The following is a 21,940-nucleotide window of genomic DNA, read 5'->3' on the forward strand; positions in this document are numbered from 1 at the left end:
CCGATCCCACCAATAACAATCGGGTCTGAAGTCTGCCGCGAACAAATCGGCCGTCACCCGGAGCCTCCCACGCCTGGACCTGTCGTCACCAGGACGTTGCCATTCGATGACAGTAGTGTGTCACTCGAATTGGACTGCCCATAAGGTCCACTCTGGAGATTTCGAGCAGACCGATCCGGGCCGGAGAAAGCGGGGACGGAGGGCCGACGGCGCCGTTCAGCGGCGCCGGATCGGCAGGGCGGCGAGCCTTTCCTGCAGGTCGAGACGGGGTTGCGCCTCCATCCAGTCGAACAGTTCGACATAGGTCGACCGGTGGCGGTCGGCCCAGTCGATCAGGCCCGGCAGTTCCTGTGCTTCGCGCGCGATCGGGATCGGCAGCCCGGAGGCTTCGATCAGGCCTTCGATCTTGTGGGTGTTGCCGGCCATGGCCACGAAGGGCAGCCGCGCGCGGCAGGCCGCATAGACCGCGTGGTGCCGCCCGGTGACCAGAAGCGACGCCGTGCGCAGGCTGGCGACCAGTTCGGACCAGCCGTATTCACCCATGTCGATATAGGGCTTGGCCTTCAGCAGGCCGCCGGTCATGCGCACGAAGTTGCCGAACTGGCGGGAATAGAAGTCGGTGACCACCATGCCGCCGGCAAAGGTCTCGCGCGGCTCGACCGGCGCCACCGGCGCCCAGAACGAGGCATCGAGGCGCAGATCGGCATCAATGCCGTGCCGGGCCTTCAGGTCGCGCTGGCTGGCCCGCTCGCGCACCGTGATGGCATCGAGGTGGCGCAGGACATGGTCGAACAGGCGCCCGTTCTTCTGCCACACGGTATTGACCAGGAAGGCCGGCCGTCGGCGCGCCACCGCCTCGGCAAGCTTCAGCATCTTCTGATGGAAGGAATGCACGCCGTGGTGCATCGAGCCTTCGCCGTTGACCACGACCACGTCGTAGTCCTCATGCGCCTCGACGACCCGCCCGACCGCCTCGAACGCCTGTCGGAAATAGGCGGTCACGGCATCCGAGCCGGCATGGTAGCCGGCATGATCGCCGACAAAGCGGATGCGCAGGCGATCGTCGCGCTCGGCATGCACCGGCACCACCGGCGGCGCCGGCAACCGGGTGCCCGTGACCTCCTCGAAGAGCCTCCGCTCCCGCTGCCAGGCATGCCGGCCCGACGGCGCCTTGGCATCGAAATAATGCGCGATGCGCCCGCCCTGGGTCTGGTCGGTGAAGGAGAAGCCGTAATGGTCGACCCCTCGCCCGCCGCGCAGGCTCGCCGCCAGGGCGGCGAAGGTCAGGCCGGCGCTCGGTGCCCGGCCGAGTTCGGCGACGAGACGCGTCTGAACATCGGGCGGAAAGAACGCGACGTCGTGGCCGCGGGCCTGCAGCGCCCCGATCGCCGACCAGGACCGGCACAGGATCTCGCCGTGCAGGCCGGTGACGACGACGCGCGGCGCGGCCGTCTCGCCGCCGCCGAACCAGAGCGGGCGGACATGGAGGGTGGTCTTGCGGCCGAAATCCGGCGCAAATTCCGGCTCCACGGAGAAGCGGTTGAAGCGCACCACCTGGGCATGGCCGTCGATCGCCGCGCCCTGCCCGCTGCCGCGCCCGGCCGGCGCATTGCCGACGATCGCCCAGTCCTGTGCGGGATCGGCCAGATCGGCGACGAGACGGGTTTGCGCGGCGCGGACCTGCGTCCGGCGCTCGAGGGTCGCTTCGGCCATGCGGCGCAGATCGGCACTGCCGCCGGGGACTGCCAGACAGGCGGTCGCCAGGGCCGGACTTTCGGGGACCAGCTTATGGACGGGGGCGCCGAGCCGGCGGTAGTAGCCGACGAGACGATCCTGCTCTCCGCCCGCCTCCAGAACGGCCGCGAGCCGCAGGCTGGGCGGACCGGCCGCCGCATCGGGCCGCGCCGCAAGCCGGATCGCCGCCTCGACCGCCACCGTGTCGACGCCATAGCGGCCGAGATGCAGCTCCAGGGCGGCCTGGCCTGTCGTCGGTTCGATCTCCGGATCCGCCAGGATGGCGGCCGACCGCGCCAGCATGTCCGGCTCGATCAGCGATCGGCGCGCGCAAACGGCGAGAAGCATGTCCGGGACCGTGCCGACGAACCCAGGGAGTTCCGCCAGGCCGCGGACCCGGTCGAGAACGGCGTCGCCGTCGGCATAGACGATCCATTCCTGGGCGATCGAGGTCAGCAGCGCCGCCGCGGTCCCGTCGCGGTCATGGCCGGTCGCCGCGACCGCGTCGCGCACCACCGCGAAGGCATCGCCATGAGCGCCGGCGCGGGTCAGGAGATGGGCCAGGATCGCGAGCCGCCGACCCGACGGGACGGCGTCCTCGCGGCGCCGGATGCGGGCCGCATAAAGAAAGCTGCGGCCCGGATCGCGGCCGAGCGCGGCGAACAGCCGGTCGGCGGCATTGAGCAGCGCGGGCGATCCCGAAAGCCGCGGCAGGCGCAGGGCCAGATAGGAAGCCAGGGGCTCGAGCGCAGAACGGCGAGCCAGGGCGAGCATGGTCACGATTGCAGGATCCGTTGGAAGAGTTCGGCCTCGGCCATCCAATTGTGCGAACTGGTGGCATGGGCGACCGACCGCGGGCGTTCGAAATAGTGCCGCGAGCCGCCCGGCGGCTGATCGATCAGGGCGAAGCCGTAGACCGACACGTTGGCGTCCTGGAACGCGCCGCGCAGGCGCCGGAGCCAGTAAAGGAAGGTCAGCCCGGCACTCGGCGCATATTGCAGTTCGGCCGCGAGGTCGACATAGACCGGCGTCGGCACGAAGACCGGATTGCCGCCGGAGCCCACGACATCGAGGATATCCCAGGGCGCGAAGCCGTGGTGCCGGCGGTCGGGGCCGCTGAACACGATCGACGAGAACTTGCTGCCCGGCCGCGACCAGACGCCGGTATGGCCGGCCGCGCGCACCCAGATGTCGGCCCGGCCGCCATAGTCGACGTGGAAGGCCGGGTCGGCCGAATAGTTGTTGAAGCGCACCACGAGGTCGTGGCGGTCGATCGCCGCGCCCTGCCCGCGCCCGATCTCGATCGGCGAATTGCCGACCACGGCGATCGACACCGAACGATCGGTCAGGCGTTCCAGGAACCCCGCCTCGTGCTCCTGGCTGCGCCGCAGCGCCTCGCCGGCCGACGCGCCGACCCCCGATTTGTCGATCCCGAAGAGGTGCATCTTCTCGATCACGGCGAGGCTCGACATCGCCACGGCCGCAACCTTGTTGCGCCGATAAAGGGGCGCCGTCACCTCGACCGCCTTGCCCCAGTTGAAGGCTTCGCCGTAAGCGGCAGCCTGGATCGCGCTCAGACGGCCCGTGAAGCTGCGCGCAAGGGCCGGAACCCGCGCCTGCAGGTCCTCCAGAGCGCGCAGGGTCTGGGGCGTCGGACCACGGAAATCGAACAGCATCTTGGCCAGTCGGGTGGCCGCCGGCAGGGCCGGAATCCGGCTGTCGGCGGCGGTCCGAAGGGCGGCGATGCGATCGTCGATGCGGGCCAGCGGGGAATCCGGCGGGTCCCGGAAGATGTTCAGCACGGGCGCGAACCAGTTCGAACCGAAGGACGGGATCGGCGGGTCTCGATCCAGCGTCGACGAAAGGGTTGCATCAAGCCGGGCCATAGGCGCGCTCCATGAGGATTGTTCGTCCGACCACACCATCGTCACTGGCGAACACGTGGAATTTCATGCGGACCTTTTTTTGACAAAAATACGATTGCTTACACAATTTCCGAAGTTATCTTCGAACAGTCGAGCCAACCGAGGCCCGTTTCGAGCCAATATCAAACACTTGCGAAAGATTTCTCACGATTCCGAACATTCATTCACTCCCTGGCAACTGTTGTTCATTTACATGCTAATCGTTTGCAGACCGAACGCAAGCTATACGGGAAATTTTCCGATAGAATACCAGTGGCTCCTCGTGGGTCCTATAGACTGGCGTGCCATCCACCCGGGCAAATGAGGGACCGGCGCATCGCAACCCGGCGTCTGCGCGGGAGCTGTATCGAGTCCGGCCATCCGTTCGCTCCATTCGATATGTTAGTCTATCGTTATTATTAACTTTATCGACACGGACGCAACCTCCGCACAAGTCCGAAGGCAAATAAGCATGGGGTTCGCTTGAGGGCGCCGGCCACGGTGCGCGGAAAGGGCGGACCCGGTCGACGCGGAAAAAGGATGCTTCGGAAACGCCGAAGGCGAGAGTCCTGCGGTCGCGATCGATGGGCGAATCCGAGCCGGATCAGCGGGCCGGTCCGGCCGCCCGCGGGGCGACCGGCATGGTGGGACGCGTTTCGACGGGCGCGACCGGGCCGAGCCCTTCAGGCCGGCAAAGGAACGGTCATGGTCGTCAAACCCCCGGAGAGGTCGCGGCCCGGCCGGTCCGCGATCCGGCAGTCACCGATTGGGGCCGGGCGTAGGCACGGCAACGGAACGCAACGCGATGGCGCGAAGCCGCGCACCGTCAGAGCCTGCCTCCGGACCAGACGGCGGCATTGCGTGCGCGGGTCGCCATCTGGGCGATGCTGGTATTGTCGAGGATATGCGACATCGCATCGCGCACATCGACCATGGTCAGCCGGATCGCGCAGCTGTCGTGGTCCGCGCAGTCGTCGCAGGGCTGGTAGGCGGTGCGGCTGGCGCAGCCGATCGGGGCGAGCGGCCCGTCGAGAATGCGGATCGCGGTTCCGGCGCGGATTTCCTCCGGTGCCTTGGCGAGCGCGACGCCGCCGCCCGGTCCCTTCTTCGAGCGCACCAGGCCGGCATTGCGCAGTTCCAGCAGAATCGTGTCGAGGAACTTCTTCGGGATATTCTCGGCCTCGGCGATCGCCGCGATCGAGGTCGTCGTCCCCGGCGTCAGCCCGGCCAGATGGACAAGGGCCTTCAGCCCATACTTCCCTTTGTTGGTCAACATAACCGCTTTTTCCCGAACGCGCGCGAGCGTTACGTCGGGATTGAAGCGTGGTCAATCGCGCGATCGGGACCATGGCGATTTCGAGCCGTCGCGATCCGTTCGGCAGGCATCGACAAAGTTCGTTTGCCGGCCCCCCGCTGGCGCCGCGGCAGGCCGCGAGCGCAACGCGGCAACCCACGGCGCTCGCTTCCGACCGGGGCAGGCGCAGAGCGGCACGCAGACGCATGTCCTCGATCCGCCCGCCCGCGATGGAAGCCCTGCCCTGCCGCGCCGGGCGAGCCGCGAGAGCAGCCCCGCAGTCATGGCGGAGAGCGGCCTACTGAACCAATTCGGAAACGAGAAGACGGGTGCGCCGGTCGATCTCCGCAGAGATCACCACGACGATCGTCACCGCGTGGCGCAGGTGCCGACCGAGGCGGGTCAACAGCGTGTCGGCCTCGCGATCGAGGCGTGCGGGCAGCGGATCGTCGGTGTAGCCGGCGCCCTGCAGGAGATCGTCAGAGGTCAACAGCACGGAATGGAACATTCGGCACCTCCATGCCTATAATCTATCTTTTTTATATCCTATTCAATCGCGTTTATTCGCTCGCAGGCGCAAACCGATGCTCGCGATGGCGGCGGATGCGAAATGCCGTGGCGTGCAGCGCCGGGCAGCCCGGCTGCGCCACCGGCGGCCCGCAGCATCCGGCTGCGCAGCCCGAACCGGCTCAGGCGCCGGCTGCTGGCGGATTGCGATTCTCGGCGGCCTCGACGACCGCGCGATTGAGCGCGGACGGCAACACCGGGACGATCTCGAAGGTGGCGCCGGTGCCGCGCCAGGAAAGCACCCAGGCCTGAAGCAGCGCGAGATCGTCGCAGCGCATCAGCTGAAAGCAGCGGCCGAAGCCGGCCTCGACCCAACTGTCGACATATTCAAGCCCCTCGGGCAGCATCCGCCCGCGCTCGCGCAGCCGCTCGTAGACCGGGACCATATCGTCATCCCGAAACCGCTCGATGACCATGAACAGCATCGTCCCGCTCCCTGACGCGAAGGCCCGGCACCGGAGCCCGGGCACTCCCAGGCTCCCTGGCCGGCGCCCCTCGGTTCGCCGATCCCCGCGCAGGATCGGCCCGCCGCCTCAGCCGCGCAAGCGCAACCGGTCGAGCAGCGAACCGAGATGGCTCGCGATCCAGGCGCCGAAGCCGCCCTTGTCGTCGATGGCCGCCAAGGCCGGCGTCGGGCGCGCGGCCGCTTCCGGCAGCAGCCCGAAGAAATTCGCGATCTCTTCGGTCGATGAAACCGCAGCAGGCAGGAAAAAGGGCATCGGCCAGGTCGCGGCGCCGGCGCGGACCGGCGCCCCATGGCCGAGACCGTCGAGAAGGCGCAGTTCGACGACCGGCCGGTCGCTTCCGTCGGACCAGACCACATGGCGCCCGGACCGGTCGTGACGGTCATGGGTCGGCGCCGTGCGGTCCAGTCCGCGCAAGGCCAGCCATTGCCCGGCAATCTCCTCCGCATTCGCCGGCGCTACCGTGTCGTCGGCCGTGCCGTGCCAGACGCTGATCCGCGGCCAGGGTCCGGCATGGTCGGTCGCTTCGCGCACGGCATCGGCCAGCGCCGCGTGGCTGCGTCCGGTGCCGCGGGTCATGGCGTCGACGCCGCCGCGCAATGTGGTGGCGGCTCGATAGGGCAATCCGGCCAGGATGGCGCCGCCGGCGAAGACCTCCGGATAGGTGGCGAGCAGGATCGACGCCATCGCGCCGCCCGCCGACAGCCCGGTCACGAAGATGCGCGTCCTGTCGATCGGATGATCGGCCACCATGCGATCGATCATCTCCCGGATCGAAGCGGGCTGTCCGCGGTCGCGCGAGGAATGGTTGCGGAGGTACCAGTCGAAGCACAGATGCGGATTGTTGCGCCGCTGCTGCTCGGCATAGAGGACCGCAAAGCCGTGCCGGTCGCCCATGGCGGCCCACCCGGCGCCCCGATCGTAGATCGACGCCGTCTGCTGGCAGCCGTGCAGGACGACGACCAGCGGCATCGGGCCGGCGACATCCTGCGGCACATGACAGAGCATCGTCAGGCGGCCCGGATTGGCGCCGAAATCTTCGATCTCGGTCAATCGAGCCGCGCCGGCGAAGCCGCTGCCGGAGAAGAACCCCGCCAGAGACGCCCCATCGGCCAGGCCATTGTCGCTGCGCGGTTCGAACGAGATCGTCATTCCTGATCACCTGTGGCGACCGCCTCGAGGACATCCTCGGTCTCGGTCTGTCTCAAGAATAGCGTCGCACTAAGGCTTCTTTGTGCACTGCAACATAAGCCAATGGAAGGCGGGAAGAGGCCGTTTCTCACATATTCACGAAACCCCACTTTAACGGCTGCCGGCATAGAAAGGCGGAATGCAGTCGATCGCGCTTTCCGACAGGGCCGGATCCGGCCGCCCGACGCCCCCGACGGAGGCCGAGCGCCTGCGGCGGCTGCGCCAGTACCATATTCTGGAAACTCCCCCGGAAGCGTCGTTCGACGAGATCGCGCGCCTCGCCGCGACCGTCATCAATTCGTCGATCGCCCTGTTGTGCATTGCCGACGAGTCCTGCCATTGGACCAAGGCGAGCGTCGGCATCGATCTGCCCTTCCTGCGGCGCGACGTGAGCTTCTGCGACCATACGCTCGCCAGCGGACAGATTTTCGTGGTGCTGGACGCGACCACCGATCCGCGCTTCGCAGACAATCCTTACGTGGTCGGTCCCCCCCACCTGCGCTTCTATCTCGGCTGTCCGCTGACGGATGCCGAGGGCTATCAGATCGGGACCATCTGCTGCCTGGATTCCAGTCCGCGAACCGAGGTGCTTCAGAGCCAGCTCGACGCCATCGCCAGTCTGGCGCGGATCACGGTCGACCGCCTGGAACTGCGCCGCCGGAGCGTCGTTCTGGCGAAGGCTCAGAAGAAGGCCGAGGCGGCCGAGGCCGTGGCGCGGGCGGCCCATGCGCGGCTGCGCGAGGCCATCGACATCCTGCCCGAAGCCATCGTGTTCATGGATGCCGAAAAGCGGCTGGAACTGTGGAACCGGCGCTACAGCGAACTCTTTCCCGATGTCGTGAAGCCATGGCGGCCGGAGCCGCCGACCGGCGGGAGCGCCGCCGATATCGGCCCCCTGCTCGACCGGCCGACACCGCCTGCCGTGGCGGTCCGCGAGCAGCGCTTCGAGAACGGCCGCTGGTTCCGATACGACGAGCGGCAGACCGCCGACGGTGGCACGATCGGCATTCGGGTCGACATCACCGAGCTGAAGCAGCGCGAAACCAGCATCAAGCTCCTGTTCGACCGCAACCCGGTGCCGCTCTGGCTGTGCGATGCGGAAACGCTGCGGGTCATCGCCGTCAATGACGCGACACTGCATCTCTACGGCTATTCGCGCGCCGAAGCCTTGGCCATGGCCCTGCCGGACATCTGCATCGGCTGTCCGGATGTCATGCGATCGGAAATCGACCTGCAGGCGACCACGGACGGGCATGCCGCGCCGCGCCCGCAACGCCATCGGCGCGCCTTCGGCACCCCGATCGACGTGCTGCCCTTCATCCGGACCATCGATTTCGAGGACCGGCCGGCGCTGCTGTTCGGTGTCGTCGACATCACCGAACGCCTCCGTGCCGAGGCGCGGATCAAGCATCTGGCGCATCACGATCCCCTGACCGACCTGCCCAACCGCGCCCTGTTCCAGGATCGTCTCGCCGAGGCGATCGCCCAGGCGAAGGGGGAAGGCAGTCAGGTCGCTCTGTGTCTGGTCGATCTCGACCGGTTCAAGATCATCAACGACACGCTCGGCCATGCCGCCGGCGACGCCGTGCTGCGCGTGGTGGCGCGTCGCCTGGCGCGGCTGGCCGGCCCGACCGACATGGTCGCCCGCCTCGGCGGCGACGAATTCGCTTTGGTCGTGGCCGGTTCGGGGCGCGATCCGGCGACCGTGCTGGCCGAGGTGCCGCGCATCTTCGACGATCCGATCATCTGCAACGGCGAGATCATCCAGATCTCGGGCAGTGCCGGTGCGGCCATCGTTCCGGAGGATGGCACCGAGCCCGTCACCCTGATGCAGAATGCCGATGTGGCGCTCTATGCGTCCAAGGCGGAGGGGCGCAATCGGCTGACGCTGTTCGACCAGAACATGCGCGCCAAGCTGGTCCGCCTGAACACCCTGACGGTGCGCTTCCGGCAGGCCCTGCGCGACGGGGAACTGGTTCCGCACTACCAGCCCGTGGTCAATCTCAGCCATTTCACCATCCGCGGCTACGAGGCCCTGCTGCGCTGGAACCATCCGCAGGAAGGCCTGCTGACGGCCGCGGATTTCGCCGAGGTGTTCGACATTCCCGAACTGGCGGTGGCGATCGGCCGCTACATGCTGGATGCTGTCACGCGCGACATGCGCGCCTGGCTCGATGCCGGCATCGATTTCGGCTGCGTCGCCGTCAACGTCACCGCGGCGGACCTGAAATCCGAGGGCTTCGCCGAGCGGGTCCTCGATACCCTGGCGACCCGCGGCATACCGCCCAACCGGCTGATCATCGAGGCGACCGAGAACTCGCTCGTCGAACAGGACAATGTCGCCGTCGCCAAGGTGCTCGACACGCTCGATGCCGAGGGCGTCTACATCGCACTGGACGATTTCGGGACCGGCCATTCCTCGCTGGTGCATCTGCGCCAGTTCAACATCGCGACCCTGAAGATCGACCGCTCCTTCGTGCGCGACATGACCACCGACCGCGAGGACGCGGCCATCGTCCATGGCGTGACCATGCTGGCACGCAGCCTCGGCATCGCGACGGTGGCAGAAGGCATCGAAACGGAAGAACAGGCGCAGATGCTGGTCGAGTCCGGCTGCAGCTACGGCCAGGGCTACCTGTTCGGCCGGCCGATCGCCGCCGATCAGGTCGGCTACTTCTCGGCGCATCGCCGCCTGCCGGCCTTGTCGACCATCCAGTCTGTGGCCTGAACGGCATCCCGGCAGGTCTTGGGGCAAGGGGGCGGAAGCGCCCCAGGCGACCCGCTGCCGCCCCCGGCACGCCGGGGGCGCAAAGCCTCTCGCAGGCCTACATCACCGTCTCGAGCGCGCGGATGACGCCGCGCAATTCCGCCAGTCCGCGCAGGCGGCCGATCGCCGTATAGCCCGGGTTGGTGCGCTTGGTGGCGGCCAGATCGTCGAGCATGCGGTGCCCGTGGTCGGGCCGGAACACGATCTTCGAGCCCTCCGCCCGGCGGTGATCCTCTTCGAGCAGCGCGCGCACGACCGCCACCATGTCGACATCGCCGTCGAGATGATCGCTCTCATGGAAGGAGACGCCGTCCGCCTCGCGCTTGGTTGCGCGCAGATGGGCGAAGCCGATCCGGGGGCCGAATTCGCGCGCCATGGCCGGCAGGTCGTTCTGCGCCCTGACCCCGAGCGAGCCGGTGCAGAAGCAGATGCCGTTGGCCGGCGACGGCACCGCCGCGAACAGCGCCCGGTAATCCTCGGCCGAGGAGGCGATGCGCGGCAGGCCGAACAGCGGCCGCGGCGGATCGTCGGGATGCAGCGTCAGCTTGACGCCGAGTTCGTCGGCGCGCCGGCAGACCGGTTCCAGGAACTCGACGAGATGGCGCCGCAGCACCGCGGCGTCGATCTCGCGGTAGCTCTCCAGCTTGTCGCGGAATTGCGGAATGGTCAGCGGATCGGTCGTCGAGCCCGGCAGCGCGCTGGCGATGACCATGACCAGATAGTCGATATCGGCCTGGGTGAAGCCGTCATAGACCGCCTTGGCGCGGGCCTGGACCTCGGGCGAATACTCGAATTTGGCGGCCGGCCGCTCCAGGATGAAGAGTTCGAAGGCGGCGAAGCGGTCGCGGTCGAAGCGCAGCGCCCGGGCCCCGTTGGGAAGCTCCCATTCGAGATCGGTCCGGCACCAGTCGACCACCGGCATGAAGTTGTAGCAGATGATCTTCACGTCGCAGGCGGCCAGCGCCTCCATCGATGCGATCCAGGCGTCGATCGAGGCTTTCGCCCGGCCGCCGAGCCGCTTCACGTCGTCCGGGACCGGAATGGACTCCACCACGGTCCAGGCGAGCGGCGTCCGCGGACCGCCTTCGACGATCCGCTTGCGCTCCTCGACTTCCTTGACCGTCCAGGCCTGCCCGATCGGAATCTGGTGCAGCGCCGTGACGATCTCCTTCGCCCCCGCCTGCCGTACGTCGTCGAGGGACACCGGATCGTTCGGTCCGTACCACCGCCAGCCTTCACGCATCTGTCGATTGCCTTCAGTTCGCCGTCAGAACGACTTTCACGCTGCGGGAGCGATCGAGCGCGAGGCGAAGCGCGTCGGGCGCCTCCGCCAGCGGGCGCTCGGCCGTGACGAGTTGGAGCACGTCGACGCCGCCATCGGCGATCAGCGCGATGGCCTCGTCGAATTCCCGGTCGAAACGGAACGAGCCGCGGAAGTCGATCTCCTTGGCCATGATCGCATTGGCCGGCACCGGGATCGAGCCGCCGGGCAGGTTGCCGATCTGCACGATGGTGCCGCCGCGACGGACCGTGGCGATCGCCGACGCGAGGCCGGCGGCCGTGCCCGAGACCTCGAAGGCGACGTCGAAAGGATTGCGGGCCGCCAGATCCTTCAAGCCATCGTCTCCGCCCGACACGTCGACGATGTCGTCGGCACCGAGACGGGCCGCAAAGGCCAGGGGTGCGGGGGCGATGTCGACCATGGCCGACGAGGCGATGCCGGCCCGCTTGGCGGCGAGCAGCGTCAGGAGCCCGATCGGGCCGGAGCCGAACAGTACGATGCGCTTGCCGGCAATGTCGCCGGCCCGCCGCACGGCGTGCAGGCAGACCGCGAGCGGTTCGGCCAGCGCGGCCGCCTTCAGCGGCACATGGTCGGGCACCGGCACGCATTGCGCCGGCACCGCGTCGAACAGGGTCGCGAAGCCGCCCTGCATGTGCGGATACTTCGAGGCCGAGCCCATGAAGTAGATGTTCTCGCACAGATTGGCGCGGCCCTCGCGACAGCGGGCGCAATGGCCGCACCAGCGCGACGGATTGACGGCGACGCGCTGGCCGACCTTCAGGCCCGGCGCGTCGGCGTTGATCTCGGCCACCTCGCCGGCGATCTCGTGGCCGAGGATCAGCGGATCCTTGACCACGAAGTCGCCCGTCCGGGCATGGCGGAAATAGTGCATGTCGGAGCCGCAGATGCCGGCGGCGCCAAAGCGGATGCGCACCATGCCGGGGGCGAGCGGACCGAGCGGATGCTCGATCATCCGGAGGTCTTCCGGGCCGAACAGGGTCGCGGCGAGAGCAGAGGCGGTCATTTCAGCATTCCCATATATTTCGGGAGCCAGAGCGTCAGTTCCGGAATGAAGGTGATCGCGAACAGCGCCGCGAACAGCGGGACCAGCCAGGGCAGGATCGCCACGGTGGTGCGCTCGACCGACAGCTTGGCGACGCGCGAGAGCACGAAGAGCACCATGCCGAGCGGCGGATGCAACAGGCCGATCATCAGGTTGAGCGTCATGATCAGGCCGAAATGGATCGGATCGACGCCGAGCTTCAGGGCGATCGGCAGCAGGATCGGCACCACGATGGTGATCGCCGCGATGGTGTCCAGGAAGCAGCCGATGAACAGCAGCAGCAGATTGACGAGGATCAGGAACACCCACTTGTTCTGGGTGATCGACAGGATCGCGTCGGAGAGCAGCTGCGCCGCCTGACTGACGGTCAGGAGCCAGGCGAAGACGGACGCGGCGGTGACGATGAACAGCACCGAGGCCGTCGTCTCGACCGTGTCGCGGGTCGCCTTGGCGAGCGTCTTGAGGGTCATCGAGCGGTAGCGCACGAGACCGAGGAACAGGGACCAGAGGACCGCCGCAACGGCCGCTTCGGTCGGCGTGAACCAGCCGAGCGTCATGCCGCCGATCAGGATGACCGGCGTCATCAGGGCCATGACGGCCGAGAAGTTGAAGGTCCAGTCGAGCGCCAGCAGGACCACCAGGGCGATGCCGATCGCCACGTTCTGCGACAGGTGGCCGTATTCGAGCATGGCGTAGACGGCGACCGGGAAGGCCAGCACGATCAGCACTTCGAGGCCGGCCTCGGCGAGCCGCTTGAACTCGAACGGGGCATCCGAGCCCCAGCCGTAGCGGCGGGCGAAGATGGCGACGGTCAGCATCATGAAGATGGTCATGACCGCGCCCGGGATGACGCCGCCGAGGAACAGCGCGCCGATCGAGACATTCGACATCATGCCGTAGATGACGAAGGGCAGCGACGGCGGGATGATCGGCCCGAGCGTCGCCGAGGCGGCGGTGACGCCGACCGCGACCTCGGTCGGATAGCCGTGGTCCTTCATCGCCTTGATCTCGATCGTGCCGATGCCGGCCGCATCCGCGATGGCGGTGCCCGACATGCCCGAGAAGATCACCGAGCCGATGATGTTGACCTGGGCGAGGCCGCCCTTCATCCAGCCGACCAGCGAGACCGCGAAGGAATAGATGCGGCCGGTCACGCCGGCGATGTTCATCAGGTTGCCGGCCAGGATGAAGAAGGGCACCGCGAGCAGCGGGAAGCTCTCGACGCCTGCGAACATGCGCTGGGCGACGATCACGTCCGGCGCGACGCCATAGGTCAGAATGTACAGGATCGACGCCGACGCCATCGAGACCGCGACCGGCACGCCGAGGATCATCAGGCCGAGGAAGGAACCGAGCAACAACAGCATGGGAATCAGTCCTCCGAACCGTCGAAAGCCGACGGACGTTCGAGGGGCGAGTAGCCGCGATGGAGATTGGCCAGGAAGACTTCGCAGGCCCGGAACGCCATGAGCTCGAACGACAGGAAGACGATCGTGAAGACCCAGGCCTTGGGCAGATTGACCGTGGTCATCTGCTCGTCGGAGACGATGTTCATGTATTTGAGGAACACGTAGCCGAGATAGGCAAAGAACGCGATCCGGACGAGATCGACCATCAGGGACAGGATCCGCCCGAGGATCGACGGGAGGTAGCGATAGAGGAAGTCGACATGGATGTGCCGCGTCATGCGCACGCACATCGCCGAGCCGACGAAAACCACGCCGATCAGACAATAGACCGCGATTTCCTCGGTCCAGGCATAGCTGTCGTTGAGAACGTAGCGGGTGAAGAACTGCACGAAGACCATGCCGGCCATCGTCCAGAACAGGGCGATGGCGACCCAGTCCTCGATGGCGAAGTCACTGATATCGGCGGCCGGAGGCGCTTCGTCGAAGACCTGGGCGAGTTCTTCCGCCGTGACCGGCGTGTGGATTTCCTGGGCCATGCGCGACCTCGGCTCGGAATCGTCTGGGGATGAAAAAACGGCCGGGGGCTCGGGACGCCGCACGCGCGGCGCCCCGGCCTCAGGACGAAAAGCACGGGGGCGGCGCGGGGCCGCCCCGGCTCGGATCACTTGATGGCGACGATCTTGTCGTAGTCGGCCTTGCGGTAGCCGAACTGCTCGAAGGTCACGCCCTTGGCGACCGCGTCGATGAAGTCCTTCTTGTCGACCTCGGAGACGGTCAGGCCCTTCTCCTTGAACAGGCCGACCAGTTCCGCTTCGCGCGTCTGGATCTGCTTGGTGGCGCGCGCGGCCGCTTCCTGGGCGACGGCCACGAAGGTGGCGCGGTCCTCGGCGGACCACTTGTCCCAGGTGCCCTTGGCGACGATCGTGTTCAGATGATCGACGATATGGGCGGTCAGCACGATGTGCTTCTGCACTTCGTAGAACTTCTTCGCCTCGATCGTGGTCAGCGGGTTCTCCTGCGCCTCGACGGTGCCGTTCTGCAGGGCGAGATAGACTTCGGCGAAGGCGATCGGCGTCGTGTTGGCGCCGCAGGAACGCGGCATCGCCAGATAGGCCGGCACGTCCGGCACGCGCATCTTGAGGCCCTTCATGTCCGCGCAGGCCTTGATCGGCTTGTTGGACGTGACATGGCGCGCACCATAATAGGTGGTCGCCACGATGTGATGGCCGGTCTTGTCCTCGTAGCCCTTGGCGAGTTCCTTGTAGGTATCGCTCTTGGTGTAGGCGAGGAGGTGGTCGGCGTCACGGAAGATGAAGGGGTAGTAGGTCACCCCGATCGGCGGATAGGCACGCGCCGCGAAGGACGAGCCGGAGATGATGATGTCGACCGAGCCGAGCGAAAGGCCCTGGTTGATGTCGGTCTCCTTGCCGAGCTGCGATGCCGGGAAGACCTCGATCTGGTACTTGTTGTTGGTCCGCTTCGCGAATTCCTGCGCGGCCCAGACCGATTCGGTGTGGAAGGGCTCGGAGGTCTCGTAGACATGCGCCCATTTGAGCTTGATCTGGGCCTCGGCGGCGCTGGTGCCGAGGGTCAGCCCGAGCGCGGCGGCGATCAGTAGCGTGGTCCGTCCAAACATGGAATTCCTCCCTTGCGTGAAGATTTTAGCAGGCTTGCAACCTGATCGGTTCAACCGGCCGGTTGCTTGGGGCCCCGCGAACGGGTCCGGTCGGCGGGCGGGGACGGCGCTGGGCCGCCCTCCCCGAAGGTAGCGGAAAAGCGCTCCTGCGAGCGCCGCATATGCTCCCGCATGGCCGCATGGGCGCCGTCCGGATCCCGGGCAGCGATCCGGTCGCGGATGGCGCGATGTTCCCGATGGGCGGCCGCCCAGCTTTCGCGGTTTTCGAAGTAGCTGGCCAGCTGGCGGAAAAAGGGCGTGATCCGCTGATCGAACAGATCGCCGACAATCCGGACCAGCACGCTGTTGCCCGCGATACCGGCCAGCGTGATGTGAAAGGCGCGATCCAGCACGATCGCCTCCTCGCTCGGATTCTCGGCATCCTGCATGCGGGCGAGGATTTCGTCGATCTCCGCGATTTCGAGCGGGGTGGCGCGGCGCGCGGCCTCCGCGGCGACCGCGGCTTCCAGGAATTCGCGGGTGGCCAGCACCTCGAACGGCCCCTCCCCGGCGTGATCGACCGCGGTCGGCACCGCCGGCGGCTCGACCACATAGATTCCGGAGCCGACGCGGATGCGCAGGCGGCCTTCCACTTCGAGCGCGATCAAGGCCTCGCGCACGGTCGGTCGCGACACGCCGAGTTGCTCGGCCAGCTCACGCTCCGTCGGCAGTCGCCCGCCCACGGGATACTCGCCCTGATCGATCAGGGTCCTCAATTGGTCGGCGACCTGGCGGTACAGCCGGCGCGGTGCGATGGCTTCGAGCGGCACGCGAACCCCCGAACGAATTCCCCCCGATTCCGACTTGAGCGGAACCTTTTCTCCGGCCATGCATCTTCGTGCGGGAGATGCATCGTCGGCTCGGTCTATTGGTCAGACCAATTGACCTGAACGTTGACGCATCTCACGGGGTCGTGTCAAGGTCCCGCCACAATCGAAAAGCAGTCCCAAGGAGCCAGACGTCCGATGCGCCTCGCCGCCGCGACCCTCGACGCCCTTCCGCCCGCCGTCGCCCGCCCCGCCTACGATCGTGCGGGCGTCACGCCCGGCGTGATCCATCTCGGCATCGGGGCCTTCCACCGCGCCCATCAGGCCGTCTACCTGGACGACATCCTCGCACGCGGCGAAACCGATTGGGGGATCGTCGCCGCGAGCCTGCGCAGCGCCGACACGCGCGATGCCCTGGCGCCGCAGGACGGCCTCTATACGATCGCCGTGCGCTCGGCGGCGGGCGAGAGCCTGCGGGTGATCGGCGCCGTCGGCGAAGTGCTGGTCGCCCCGGAGGATCCTGAACGGCCGATCCCCGGTTTACCGGGCCGGTCATCGAAGCCCTCGATCGCCTGTTCGAATCCGGCGTCAAGGCAACCGTCGCCGCTGCCGCACACGGCCGTTAGGCCGGGATCCGCATGGGGCGCGCTTCGCCGACGTGATCACCGAGGCCGACGGCGATTCGCATCAGATCGCGCGCGGCCTGATGGCCATCCGCGAGATTTTCGGCAGCGATCTTCCGGCCGATCCCCGGTTTACCGGGCCGGTCATCGAAGCCCTCGATCGCCTGTTCGAATCCGGCGTCAAGGCAACCGTCGCCGCTGCCGCACACGGCCGTTAGGCCGGGATCCGCATGGGAGCGATCCGCTCCGTAACGAGCGGATCGGGCCGTCGCCGATCCGCGTTGGGACCGGCCGGCGCGTTAAGATCGAAATGACGCGAGCCCCGGCGGGGCCCGCGTCCGGATGGTCCGACCGACCGCCCGTCAGGGCTTGCGCTGATCGGCCGGCGGCAGGAACTTGGTCGTGTAGATGTCCTCGGGCTTCGGCACCACCTTCAGCGCATAGGCCTCGGCCGCAACCTCGATCGACTTCTGCATCCGCGCCGGGTCGACATGCCCGAAGCCGTTCGCCTTGATGCTGGGGGTCAGCATGGCACGGTCGAGCACGAATTTCAGGCGGGCCTTCTCAAGATCGGCCTTCACCAGCGGATCGACCTTGGAGAGCGACGGCACCGCGCCGTCCGGGTCCTTGGCGATATCCTTAAGACCGGCGATGGTCGCACGCACGAAGGCGGCGACGATCTCGGGGTTCTTCTCGGCATAGTCCTTCCGGACGATCACGGTCGAACCGTAGAGGTCGAGACCGTTTTCCGGGAAGGGGAAGATCACGATGTCGTCGGCCGCGACGCCGATGCCGGTCAGATTGAAGACCGAGGTCGAGGCGAAGCCCGAAATGGCGTCGACCTGGCCCTGCACCAGCATCGCCTCGCGCAGCTGCGGCTGCATGGAGGTCCACTTCACCGCTGCGGCATCGATGCCGGCCGCCTTGGCGAAGGCCGGGAACATCAGGCGGGAGCTGTCCGCTTCCGGCGCACCGAGATTCTTGCCGACCAGGTCCTTCGGCGACTTGATGCCCGATTTCTTCAGCGTGATGATCGAGTTCAGGGTCTTGTCGAAAGTCTGGAAGACGCCGAGCACCGGATTGGACGGATTGTCGCCGACGAACTTGATGACCGCGTTGATGTCCGAGAAGCCGATGTCATAGGCGCCGCTCGCCACCTTGGTGACCGCATCGCCCGAGCCGAAGCCACGGTCGATCTTGACGTTGAGGCCCTCCTTGGTGAAGTAGCCCTTCTCCTGCGCGACCGTCCAGATGGCGTGGTTGCCCTGCACGGCCCAATCGAGGGTGAATTTCACGTCCTTGGTCTGTGCCAGCGCCGCCCCGGCGCCAAATACCAGCGCAACCGCGCCGGCAAGCATAGTTTTCGCAATTCCGATCGACATGGACGCCTCCGAACTGGCCCGGCGGCCCGCGCGGACCACCGTCATCGGGGCGTCAGTTCACACTGCGCCCACGCCCCTGTCGAGCGCATTTTTAGGCAGCCCACCGAAAAGGCAACCGCTTGCAGCATGAGGCCTGCCGCACCCGGCCCGCGGGCTGGGCCGGGTGCGGCAGGACGCCGGCTCGACGGCCGTCAGGCCGCCAGCAGGTGCCGGCGGAACCAGTCGGCCGCGGCAGACGACGCGGCCGCAAAGTCGTTCACATAGGCGTCGAAATGGCCGCCGGTGAGCGTGACCAGCTTCTTGGGCTCGAGCGCCTTCTCGTAGGCGGCCAGCGCCAGGTCGGCGACCGTCAGGACATCGCCGAGGGCAACGACCATGAGAAGCGGCGTCGGGCTGATCGACCGGATGTAGCTGGCCGGCTCGTATTCGGTGAACATCTCGACCGAACGGAGCGTCACCTCATTCTTCCAGGACGGTGCCCGGAGGCGGCCGGTCTCGGTGAACCAGGTCCAGCTGTCCGGCGTCGGCAGCGCGGCCGGCCCGGCCGGATCCTCGCTGACGACCGGAATCATGGCCGGCGGCTCGCCGGCGCCACGCGCCCGGCGATCGGCATCGAACAGGCCGCGCACGGCCGCGATCGTGTCGGAACGGATCAGACGCAGCGCATTGTCATGGCCGCTGGCCAGCGGCACCTGGGAGACGACGCATTTGATCCGCTTGTCGATGGCGCCAAGCACCAGGACATGTCCGCCGCTGTAGCTCGATCCCCAGACGCCGATGCGATCCGGGTCGGTCTCTTCGAGCCCCTGCACGAAGGTGATCGCATCCCGATAGTCGCGCACCTGCTGCCAGGGGTCGATCTCCAGACGCGGCTCGCCGTCGCTGGCGCCGAAGTTGCGGTTGTCGAAAACCAGCGCGGCCAGGCCGGCGGCGGCGAAGGCCTCGGCGAAGCGATCGAGATACATCTCCTTCACGGCCGAGAAGCCGTGCGCCATCACGATGGTCGGGACGCGGCCCGTACGCCCGTCCGGCAGGTAGTGCCAGCCGCGCAGGGTCACGCCGTCTTCGGTCTTGAACGAGATATCGCGTCTCATGGGGTCATTCCTCCCGGAACTCGGCTCTTTGGCGATCGTCCTTCCACGGCCGATGCGTGCCGATCATCCGTCCCGGCAGGATATGCGTCTTGCTTGTGCCTGCGCCCCGACTTGACCATTCTCGCAAGTGGGCCGGCCTGCCGGTCCGGATCGCGGGAGCGGGCGCATGATCGCAGACAGGTGGACGGCAGCCTCCATCCGACCCGGCCAGAGATATGACGCCTGGCGCGCCGCGCTGAATGCCAGCCATCTCGAATGGACGCTGGAGCGGAGCGACGACCGGCCCTTCCGCGCCGCCGTCACCCGGCGGCGGTTTGGTGCCGTCGACGTGGTCGAATGCGCGTGCGATCCTTGCACCGGTCGGCGCGGTCGCCCGGAAATCGCCCGGACGGAGGGCGCCTATTTCGGTGTGCTGTTCGAACTGGGCGGACGCGAGGTGATCCGCCAGGACGGTCGCGAGGCGGTGCTGGAGCCCGGCGACTTCGTGATGTGGGACAGCGAGCGGGAGATGGAGTTCCGCGTCCTGTCCCCGCTGCGCAAGCTGACGCTGTTGATCCCGAAGCCGCAACTGTCCGGCTGGCTCGCCGATCCCGAGCGGCACGCCGGCGCGGTCGTCCGCGGCGGGTCGGGCGCAGGGGCCCTCGCCAGCGATGTGCTCCGCCGTCTCGCCCGGGAGATCGACACCATCGAGACCGGACAGGCAGGCGCCGTGATGGAACCGGTGCTCGGTCTGGTCTCGGCCGCGCTCACCGCCCAGGTCGCTCCGCGGCCGTCCACCGGCAGCGAGGAGTTCCGCCGGATCTGCGCCTATATCGAAGCGGCCCTGGCCGATCCGGACCTCTCGCCGGCCGGCATCGCACGGGCCCACGGCATGTCGATCCGCACGCTCTACACGACCTTCGCCGACAACGGCGCTTCGGTTTCGCGCTGGATCCGCCTGCGCCGCCTGCATCGTTGCCGTCAGGAACTGGCCCGGTCGGGACGGCAACGGACCATCACCGAGATCGCCTTCGATTGGGGCTTCAACGACATGGCGCATTTCAGCCGCGCCTTCAAAGCCACCTACGGCGTCTCCCCGCGCGCCTTTGCGCGCGGCCGCGGCGACGCCGGAACGGACTGAGCGACGGGCCGCACGGCCGGACGCGACGCGTCAGATCAGCTTCAGCCCGCGGAAGCTGGCGTGGCCGTCCCGGCCGACGATGATGTGGTCGTGGACCAGGATGCCGAGCGGCTTCGCCACGTCGATGATCTGGCGGGTCATGGTGATATCGGCCTGCGACGGGGTCGGATCGCCGGATGGGTGGTTGTGGACCAGCACCACGGCCGTGGCGGAGAGTTCCAGCGCCCGCTTGATGATCTCGCGCGGATAGACCGGCGTGTGGTCGACGGTGCCGACCTGCTGCACCTCGTCGGCGATCAGGCCGTTCTTCTTGTCCAGGAACAGGATGCGGAACTGCTCGCGGGCCTCGAAGGCCATGGCGGTGCGGCAATAGTCGATCACCTGGCTCCAACTCGACAGGATCGGCTTCTTGAACACCTCGCCGCGCACCAGACGCTGGGCGGCGGCCTGCACGAGCTTCAGATCGGCCGCGACCGCCTCGCCGATGCCCGGCACCTCGGTCAGCCGGTCGACCGGCGCGGCGAGGACTTCGGCAAAGGAACCGAAGCGGGCGACCAGCGTCTTGGCCAGGCCCTTCACGTCGCGTCGCGGAATGGAGCGGAACAGCAGCAGTTCGAGGAGTTCGTAGTCCGGCATGCCGTCGGCACCGGACTCGCGAAAGCGCGCCTTCAGCCGTTCGCGGTGGCCGTGCCAATGGGGCTCCTGCGATGCGGGAAGACTCGCTTCGTCGAAGCCTGTCATGGCCGGCGTCAGATCCTGTAGGGCGGCTTGTGCAATCCGGCCGGCGAAAGCGTGAAGATCTCGCAACCGGTTTCGGTCACCCCGACGGTATGCTCGAATTGCGCGGAAAGCGAGCGGTCGCGCGTCACGGCCGTCCAGCCGTCGGCGAGCACCTTCACGTGCGGCCGGCCCAGATTGACCATCGGCTCGATGGTGAAGATCATGCCCGGCTTCAGCTCGATGCCCTCGCCCGGGCGGCCGTAGTGCAGGATGTTCGGCGCGTCGTGGAACAGAAGGCCGACGCCGTGGCCGCAGAAATCGCGCACTACCGAACAGCGCTCCGCCTCGACATAGTCCTGGATCGCCGCGCCGATGTCGCCGGTCGTGCGGCCGGGCTTCACGGCCGCGATGCCGCGCAAAAGCGATTCGTAGGTCACCTCGACCAGCCGCTCGGCCGCCCGCTTGACCTCGCCGATCAGGTACATGCGCGAGGAATCGCCATGCCAGCCGTCAAGGATGTAGGTCACGTCGATATTGACGATGTCGCCGTCGCGCAGCGGCTTCTCGTTCGGGATGCCGTGGCAGACGACATGGTTGATCGAGGTGCAGGTGCTCTTGGTATAGCCGCGATAGTTCAGCGTTGCCGGCAGCGCGCCGTGCTCGATACCGAAGGCATAGACGAAATCGTTGATCTCGTCGGTCGTGGTCCCCGGCTTGGCCAGCGCGGCGAGCTCGTCCAGACAGCGCGCCGCCAGTTGCCCGGCCTTGCGCATGCCGGCGAAGCCGTCGGGGCCGTAGAGCCGGATCGCGCCTGTATTCCTGTGCGGCGCCGTCGCCGCATCGACATATGTGACCATGGAAGGAGATCCGCGAGAGTTCGGGAA

At 67.3% G+C, this 21,940-nt stretch carries 19 protein-coding genes and 1 pseudogene; 4 read left to right on the forward strand and 16 right to left on the reverse strand.

The features are described from left to right. Positions 1-216: 216 nt before the first annotated feature. The 6 genes from ABB55_RS00990 to ABB55_RS01015 all read right to left on the reverse strand — a co-directional run bounded on the left by ABB55_RS00990 (position 217) and on the right by ABB55_RS01015 (position 7,115). On the reverse strand, positions 217-2,508 hold the full coding sequence (locus ABB55_RS00990; protein ID WP_054357136.1) for a glycosyltransferase family 29 protein: 2,292 nt from the start codon (positions 2,506-2,508) through the stop codon (positions 217-219). A 2-nt stretch (positions 2,509-2,510) separates the two neighbouring features. After that, positions 2,511-3,620 (reverse strand): glycosyltransferase family 29 protein, encoded by a 1,110-nt coding sequence (locus tag ABB55_RS00995; RefSeq protein ID WP_054357137.1) that lies wholly within the window; start codon positions 3,618-3,620, stop codon positions 2,511-2,513. Between the two features lie 844 nt (positions 3,621-4,464). Continuing rightward, positions 4,465-4,914: an RrF2 family transcriptional regulator gene (locus ABB55_RS01000; RefSeq protein ID WP_054357138.1), complete on the reverse strand. Its 450-nt coding sequence runs from the start codon at positions 4,912-4,914 to the stop codon at positions 4,465-4,467. Between the two features lie 316 nt (positions 4,915-5,230). After that, a complete protein-coding gene (locus tag ABB55_RS01005; RefSeq protein WP_054357139.1) occupies positions 5,231-5,440 on the reverse strand; it encodes a hypothetical protein in 210 nt (69 codons plus the stop codon). A 181-nt stretch (positions 5,441-5,621) separates the two neighbouring features. Next, a complete protein-coding gene (locus tag ABB55_RS01010) occupies positions 5,622-5,924 on the reverse strand; it encodes a DUF3303 domain-containing protein (RefSeq protein ID WP_054357140.1) in 303 nt (100 codons plus the stop codon). A gap of 108 nt (positions 5,925-6,032) precedes the next feature. Continuing rightward, a complete protein-coding gene (locus ABB55_RS01015) occupies positions 6,033-7,115 on the reverse strand; it encodes an extracellular catalytic domain type 1 short-chain-length polyhydroxyalkanoate depolymerase (RefSeq protein ID WP_054357141.1) in 1,083 nt (360 codons plus the stop codon). Between the two features lie 178 nt (positions 7,116-7,293). Between ABB55_RS01015 and ABB55_RS01020 the strand changes: the two genes are divergently transcribed. Beyond that, positions 7,294-9,882 carry a sensor domain-containing phosphodiesterase gene (locus ABB55_RS01020; RefSeq protein ID WP_054357142.1) on the forward strand — a complete coding sequence of 863 codons (2,589 nt, stop codon included), beginning with the start codon at positions 7,294-7,296 and terminating at the stop codon, positions 9,880-9,882. A gap of 97 nt (positions 9,883-9,979) precedes the next feature. On the opposite strand, the gene uxuA is transcribed toward ABB55_RS01020, so the two are convergent. The 6 genes from uxuA to ABB55_RS01050 form a co-directional block, all read right to left on the reverse strand. Then, complete coding sequence (gene uxuA, locus ABB55_RS01025; protein ID WP_054357143.1) at positions 9,980-11,164, reverse strand: mannonate dehydratase; 1,185 nt, start codon at positions 11,162-11,164, stop codon at positions 9,980-9,982. A 13-nt stretch (positions 11,165-11,177) separates the two neighbouring features. After that, positions 11,178-12,227 carry an L-idonate 5-dehydrogenase gene (locus ABB55_RS01030; RefSeq protein WP_054357144.1) on the reverse strand — a complete coding sequence of 350 codons (1,050 nt, stop codon included), beginning with the start codon at positions 12,225-12,227 and terminating at the stop codon, positions 11,178-11,180. Then, the gene (locus ABB55_RS01035; protein ID WP_054357145.1) at positions 12,224-13,633 is read right to left on the reverse strand and encodes a TRAP transporter large permease; all 1,410 of its coding nucleotides are present in this window, start codon (positions 13,631-13,633) and stop codon (positions 12,224-12,226) included. Before ABB55_RS01035 ends, ABB55_RS01030 begins: the two co-directional genes overlap by 4 nt. A gap of 5 nt (positions 13,634-13,638) precedes the next feature. Then, positions 13,639-14,211 (reverse strand): TRAP transporter small permease, encoded by a 573-nt coding sequence (locus tag ABB55_RS01040; RefSeq protein WP_054357146.1) that lies wholly within the window; start codon positions 14,209-14,211, stop codon positions 13,639-13,641. Positions 14,212-14,336: 125 nt separating this feature from the next. Further along, a complete protein-coding gene (locus ABB55_RS01045; RefSeq protein ID WP_054357147.1) occupies positions 14,337-15,311 on the reverse strand; it encodes a sialic acid TRAP transporter substrate-binding protein SiaP in 975 nt (324 codons plus the stop codon). Between the two features lie 50 nt (positions 15,312-15,361). Further along, positions 15,362-16,120, reverse strand: a complete 759-nt coding sequence (locus tag ABB55_RS01050) for a FadR/GntR family transcriptional regulator (RefSeq protein ID WP_054357148.1) — start codon at positions 16,118-16,120, stop codon at positions 15,362-15,364. 195 nt (positions 16,121-16,315) lie between these two features. On the opposite strand from ABB55_RS01050, the pseudogene ABB55_RS30750 reads away from it, so the two are divergent. After that, positions 16,316-16,642, forward strand: a pseudogene (locus tag ABB55_RS30750) (mannitol dehydrogenase family protein); the annotation flags it as partial. A 133-nt stretch (positions 16,643-16,775) separates the two neighbouring features. Continuing rightward, positions 16,776-16,958 carry a hypothetical protein gene (locus ABB55_RS30755; protein WP_054357149.1) on the forward strand — a complete coding sequence of 61 codons (183 nt, stop codon included), beginning with the start codon at positions 16,776-16,778 and terminating at the stop codon, positions 16,956-16,958. A gap of 144 nt (positions 16,959-17,102) precedes the next feature. Here ABB55_RS30755 and ABB55_RS30760 read toward each other — a convergent pair whose 3' ends face one another. Both ABB55_RS30760 and ABB55_RS01065 read right to left on the reverse strand, forming a co-directional pair. Beyond that, on the reverse strand, positions 17,103-18,122 hold the full coding sequence (locus ABB55_RS30760; RefSeq protein ID WP_160321136.1) for an ABC transporter substrate-binding protein: 1,020 nt from the start codon (positions 18,120-18,122) through the stop codon (positions 17,103-17,105). A gap of 191 nt (positions 18,123-18,313) precedes the next feature. After that, on the reverse strand, positions 18,314-19,216 hold the full coding sequence (locus tag ABB55_RS01065) for an alpha/beta hydrolase (RefSeq protein ID WP_054357151.1): 903 nt from the start codon (positions 19,214-19,216) through the stop codon (positions 18,314-18,316). 166 nt (positions 19,217-19,382) lie between these two features. Between ABB55_RS01065 and ABB55_RS01070 the strand changes: the two genes are divergently transcribed. Beyond that, the gene (locus ABB55_RS01070; RefSeq protein WP_054357152.1) at positions 19,383-20,336 is read left to right on the forward strand and encodes an AraC-like ligand-binding domain-containing protein; all 954 of its coding nucleotides are present in this window, start codon (positions 19,383-19,385) and stop codon (positions 20,334-20,336) included. 30 nt (positions 20,337-20,366) lie between these two features. On the opposite strand, the gene radC is transcribed toward ABB55_RS01070, so the two are convergent. Continuing rightward, complete coding sequence (gene radC / locus ABB55_RS01075) at positions 20,367-21,077, reverse strand: RadC family protein (protein ID WP_054357153.1); 711 nt, start codon at positions 21,075-21,077, stop codon at positions 20,367-20,369. Between the two features lie 8 nt (positions 21,078-21,085). Then, positions 21,086-21,913: a type I methionyl aminopeptidase gene (gene map, locus ABB55_RS01080; RefSeq protein WP_054357154.1), complete on the reverse strand. Its 828-nt coding sequence runs from the start codon at positions 21,911-21,913 to the stop codon at positions 21,086-21,088. Positions 21,914-21,940 lie beyond the last annotated feature (27 nt).

Source organism: Prosthecodimorpha hirschii (assembly GCF_001305515.1).
Taxonomy (GTDB): domain Bacteria; phylum Pseudomonadota; class Alphaproteobacteria; order Rhizobiales; family Ancalomicrobiaceae; genus Prosthecodimorpha; species Prosthecodimorpha hirschii.

Excerpts from the sequence above, each read along its gene's own strand:
- ABB55_RS01070 (WP_054357152.1), top strand. The coding sequence starts at position 19,383 with ATGATCGCAGACAGGTGGACGGCAGCCTCCATCCGACCCGGCCAGAGA.
- ABB55_RS01000 (WP_054357138.1), bottom strand. The coding sequence starts at position 4,914 with ATGTTGACCAACAAAGGGAAGTATGGGCTGAAGGCCCTTGTCCATCTG.
- ABB55_RS00990 (WP_054357136.1), bottom strand. The coding sequence starts at position 2,508 with ATGCTCGCCCTGGCTCGCCGTTCTGCGCTCGAGCCCCTGGCTTCCTAT.
- ABB55_RS30760 (WP_160321136.1), bottom strand. The coding sequence starts at position 18,122 with ATGTCGATCGGAATTGCGAAAACTATGCTTGCCGGCGCGGTTGCGCTG.
- ABB55_RS01005 (WP_054357139.1), bottom strand. The coding sequence starts at position 5,440 with ATGTTCCATTCCGTGCTGTTGACCTCTGACGATCTCCTGCAGGGCGCC.
- ABB55_RS01030 (WP_054357144.1), bottom strand. The coding sequence starts at position 12,227 with ATGACCGCCTCTGCTCTCGCCGCGACCCTGTTCGGCCCGGAAGACCTC.
- uxuA (WP_054357143.1), bottom strand. The coding sequence starts at position 11,164 with ATGCGTGAAGGCTGGCGGTGGTACGGACCGAACGATCCGGTGTCCCTC.
- radC (WP_054357153.1), bottom strand. The coding sequence starts at position 21,077 with ATGACAGGCTTCGACGAAGCGAGTCTTCCCGCATCGCAGGAGCCCCAT.
- ABB55_RS01045 (WP_054357147.1), bottom strand. The coding sequence starts at position 15,311 with ATGTTTGGACGGACCACGCTACTGATCGCCGCCGCGCTCGGGCTGACC.
- ABB55_RS00995 (WP_054357137.1), bottom strand. The coding sequence starts at position 3,620 with ATGGCCCGGCTTGATGCAACCCTTTCGTCGACGCTGGATCGAGACCCG.
- ABB55_RS01035 (WP_054357145.1), bottom strand. The coding sequence starts at position 13,633 with ATGCTGTTGTTGCTCGGTTCCTTCCTCGGCCTGATGATCCTCGGCGTG.
- ABB55_RS01040 (WP_054357146.1), bottom strand. The coding sequence starts at position 14,211 with ATGGCCCAGGAAATCCACACGCCGGTCACGGCGGAAGAACTCGCCCAG.
- ABB55_RS01015 (WP_054357141.1), bottom strand. The coding sequence starts at position 7,115 with ATGACGATCTCGTTCGAACCGCGCAGCGACAATGGCCTGGCCGATGGG.
- ABB55_RS01010 (WP_054357140.1), bottom strand. The coding sequence starts at position 5,924 with ATGCTGTTCATGGTCATCGAGCGGTTTCGGGATGACGATATGGTCCCG.
- ABB55_RS01020 (WP_054357142.1), top strand. The coding sequence starts at position 7,294 with ATGCAGTCGATCGCGCTTTCCGACAGGGCCGGATCCGGCCGCCCGACG.
- ABB55_RS01065 (WP_054357151.1), bottom strand. The coding sequence starts at position 19,216 with ATGAGACGCGATATCTCGTTCAAGACCGAAGACGGCGTGACCCTGCGC.
- map (WP_054357154.1), bottom strand. The coding sequence starts at position 21,913 with ATGGTCACATATGTCGATGCGGCGACGGCGCCGCACAGGAATACAGGC.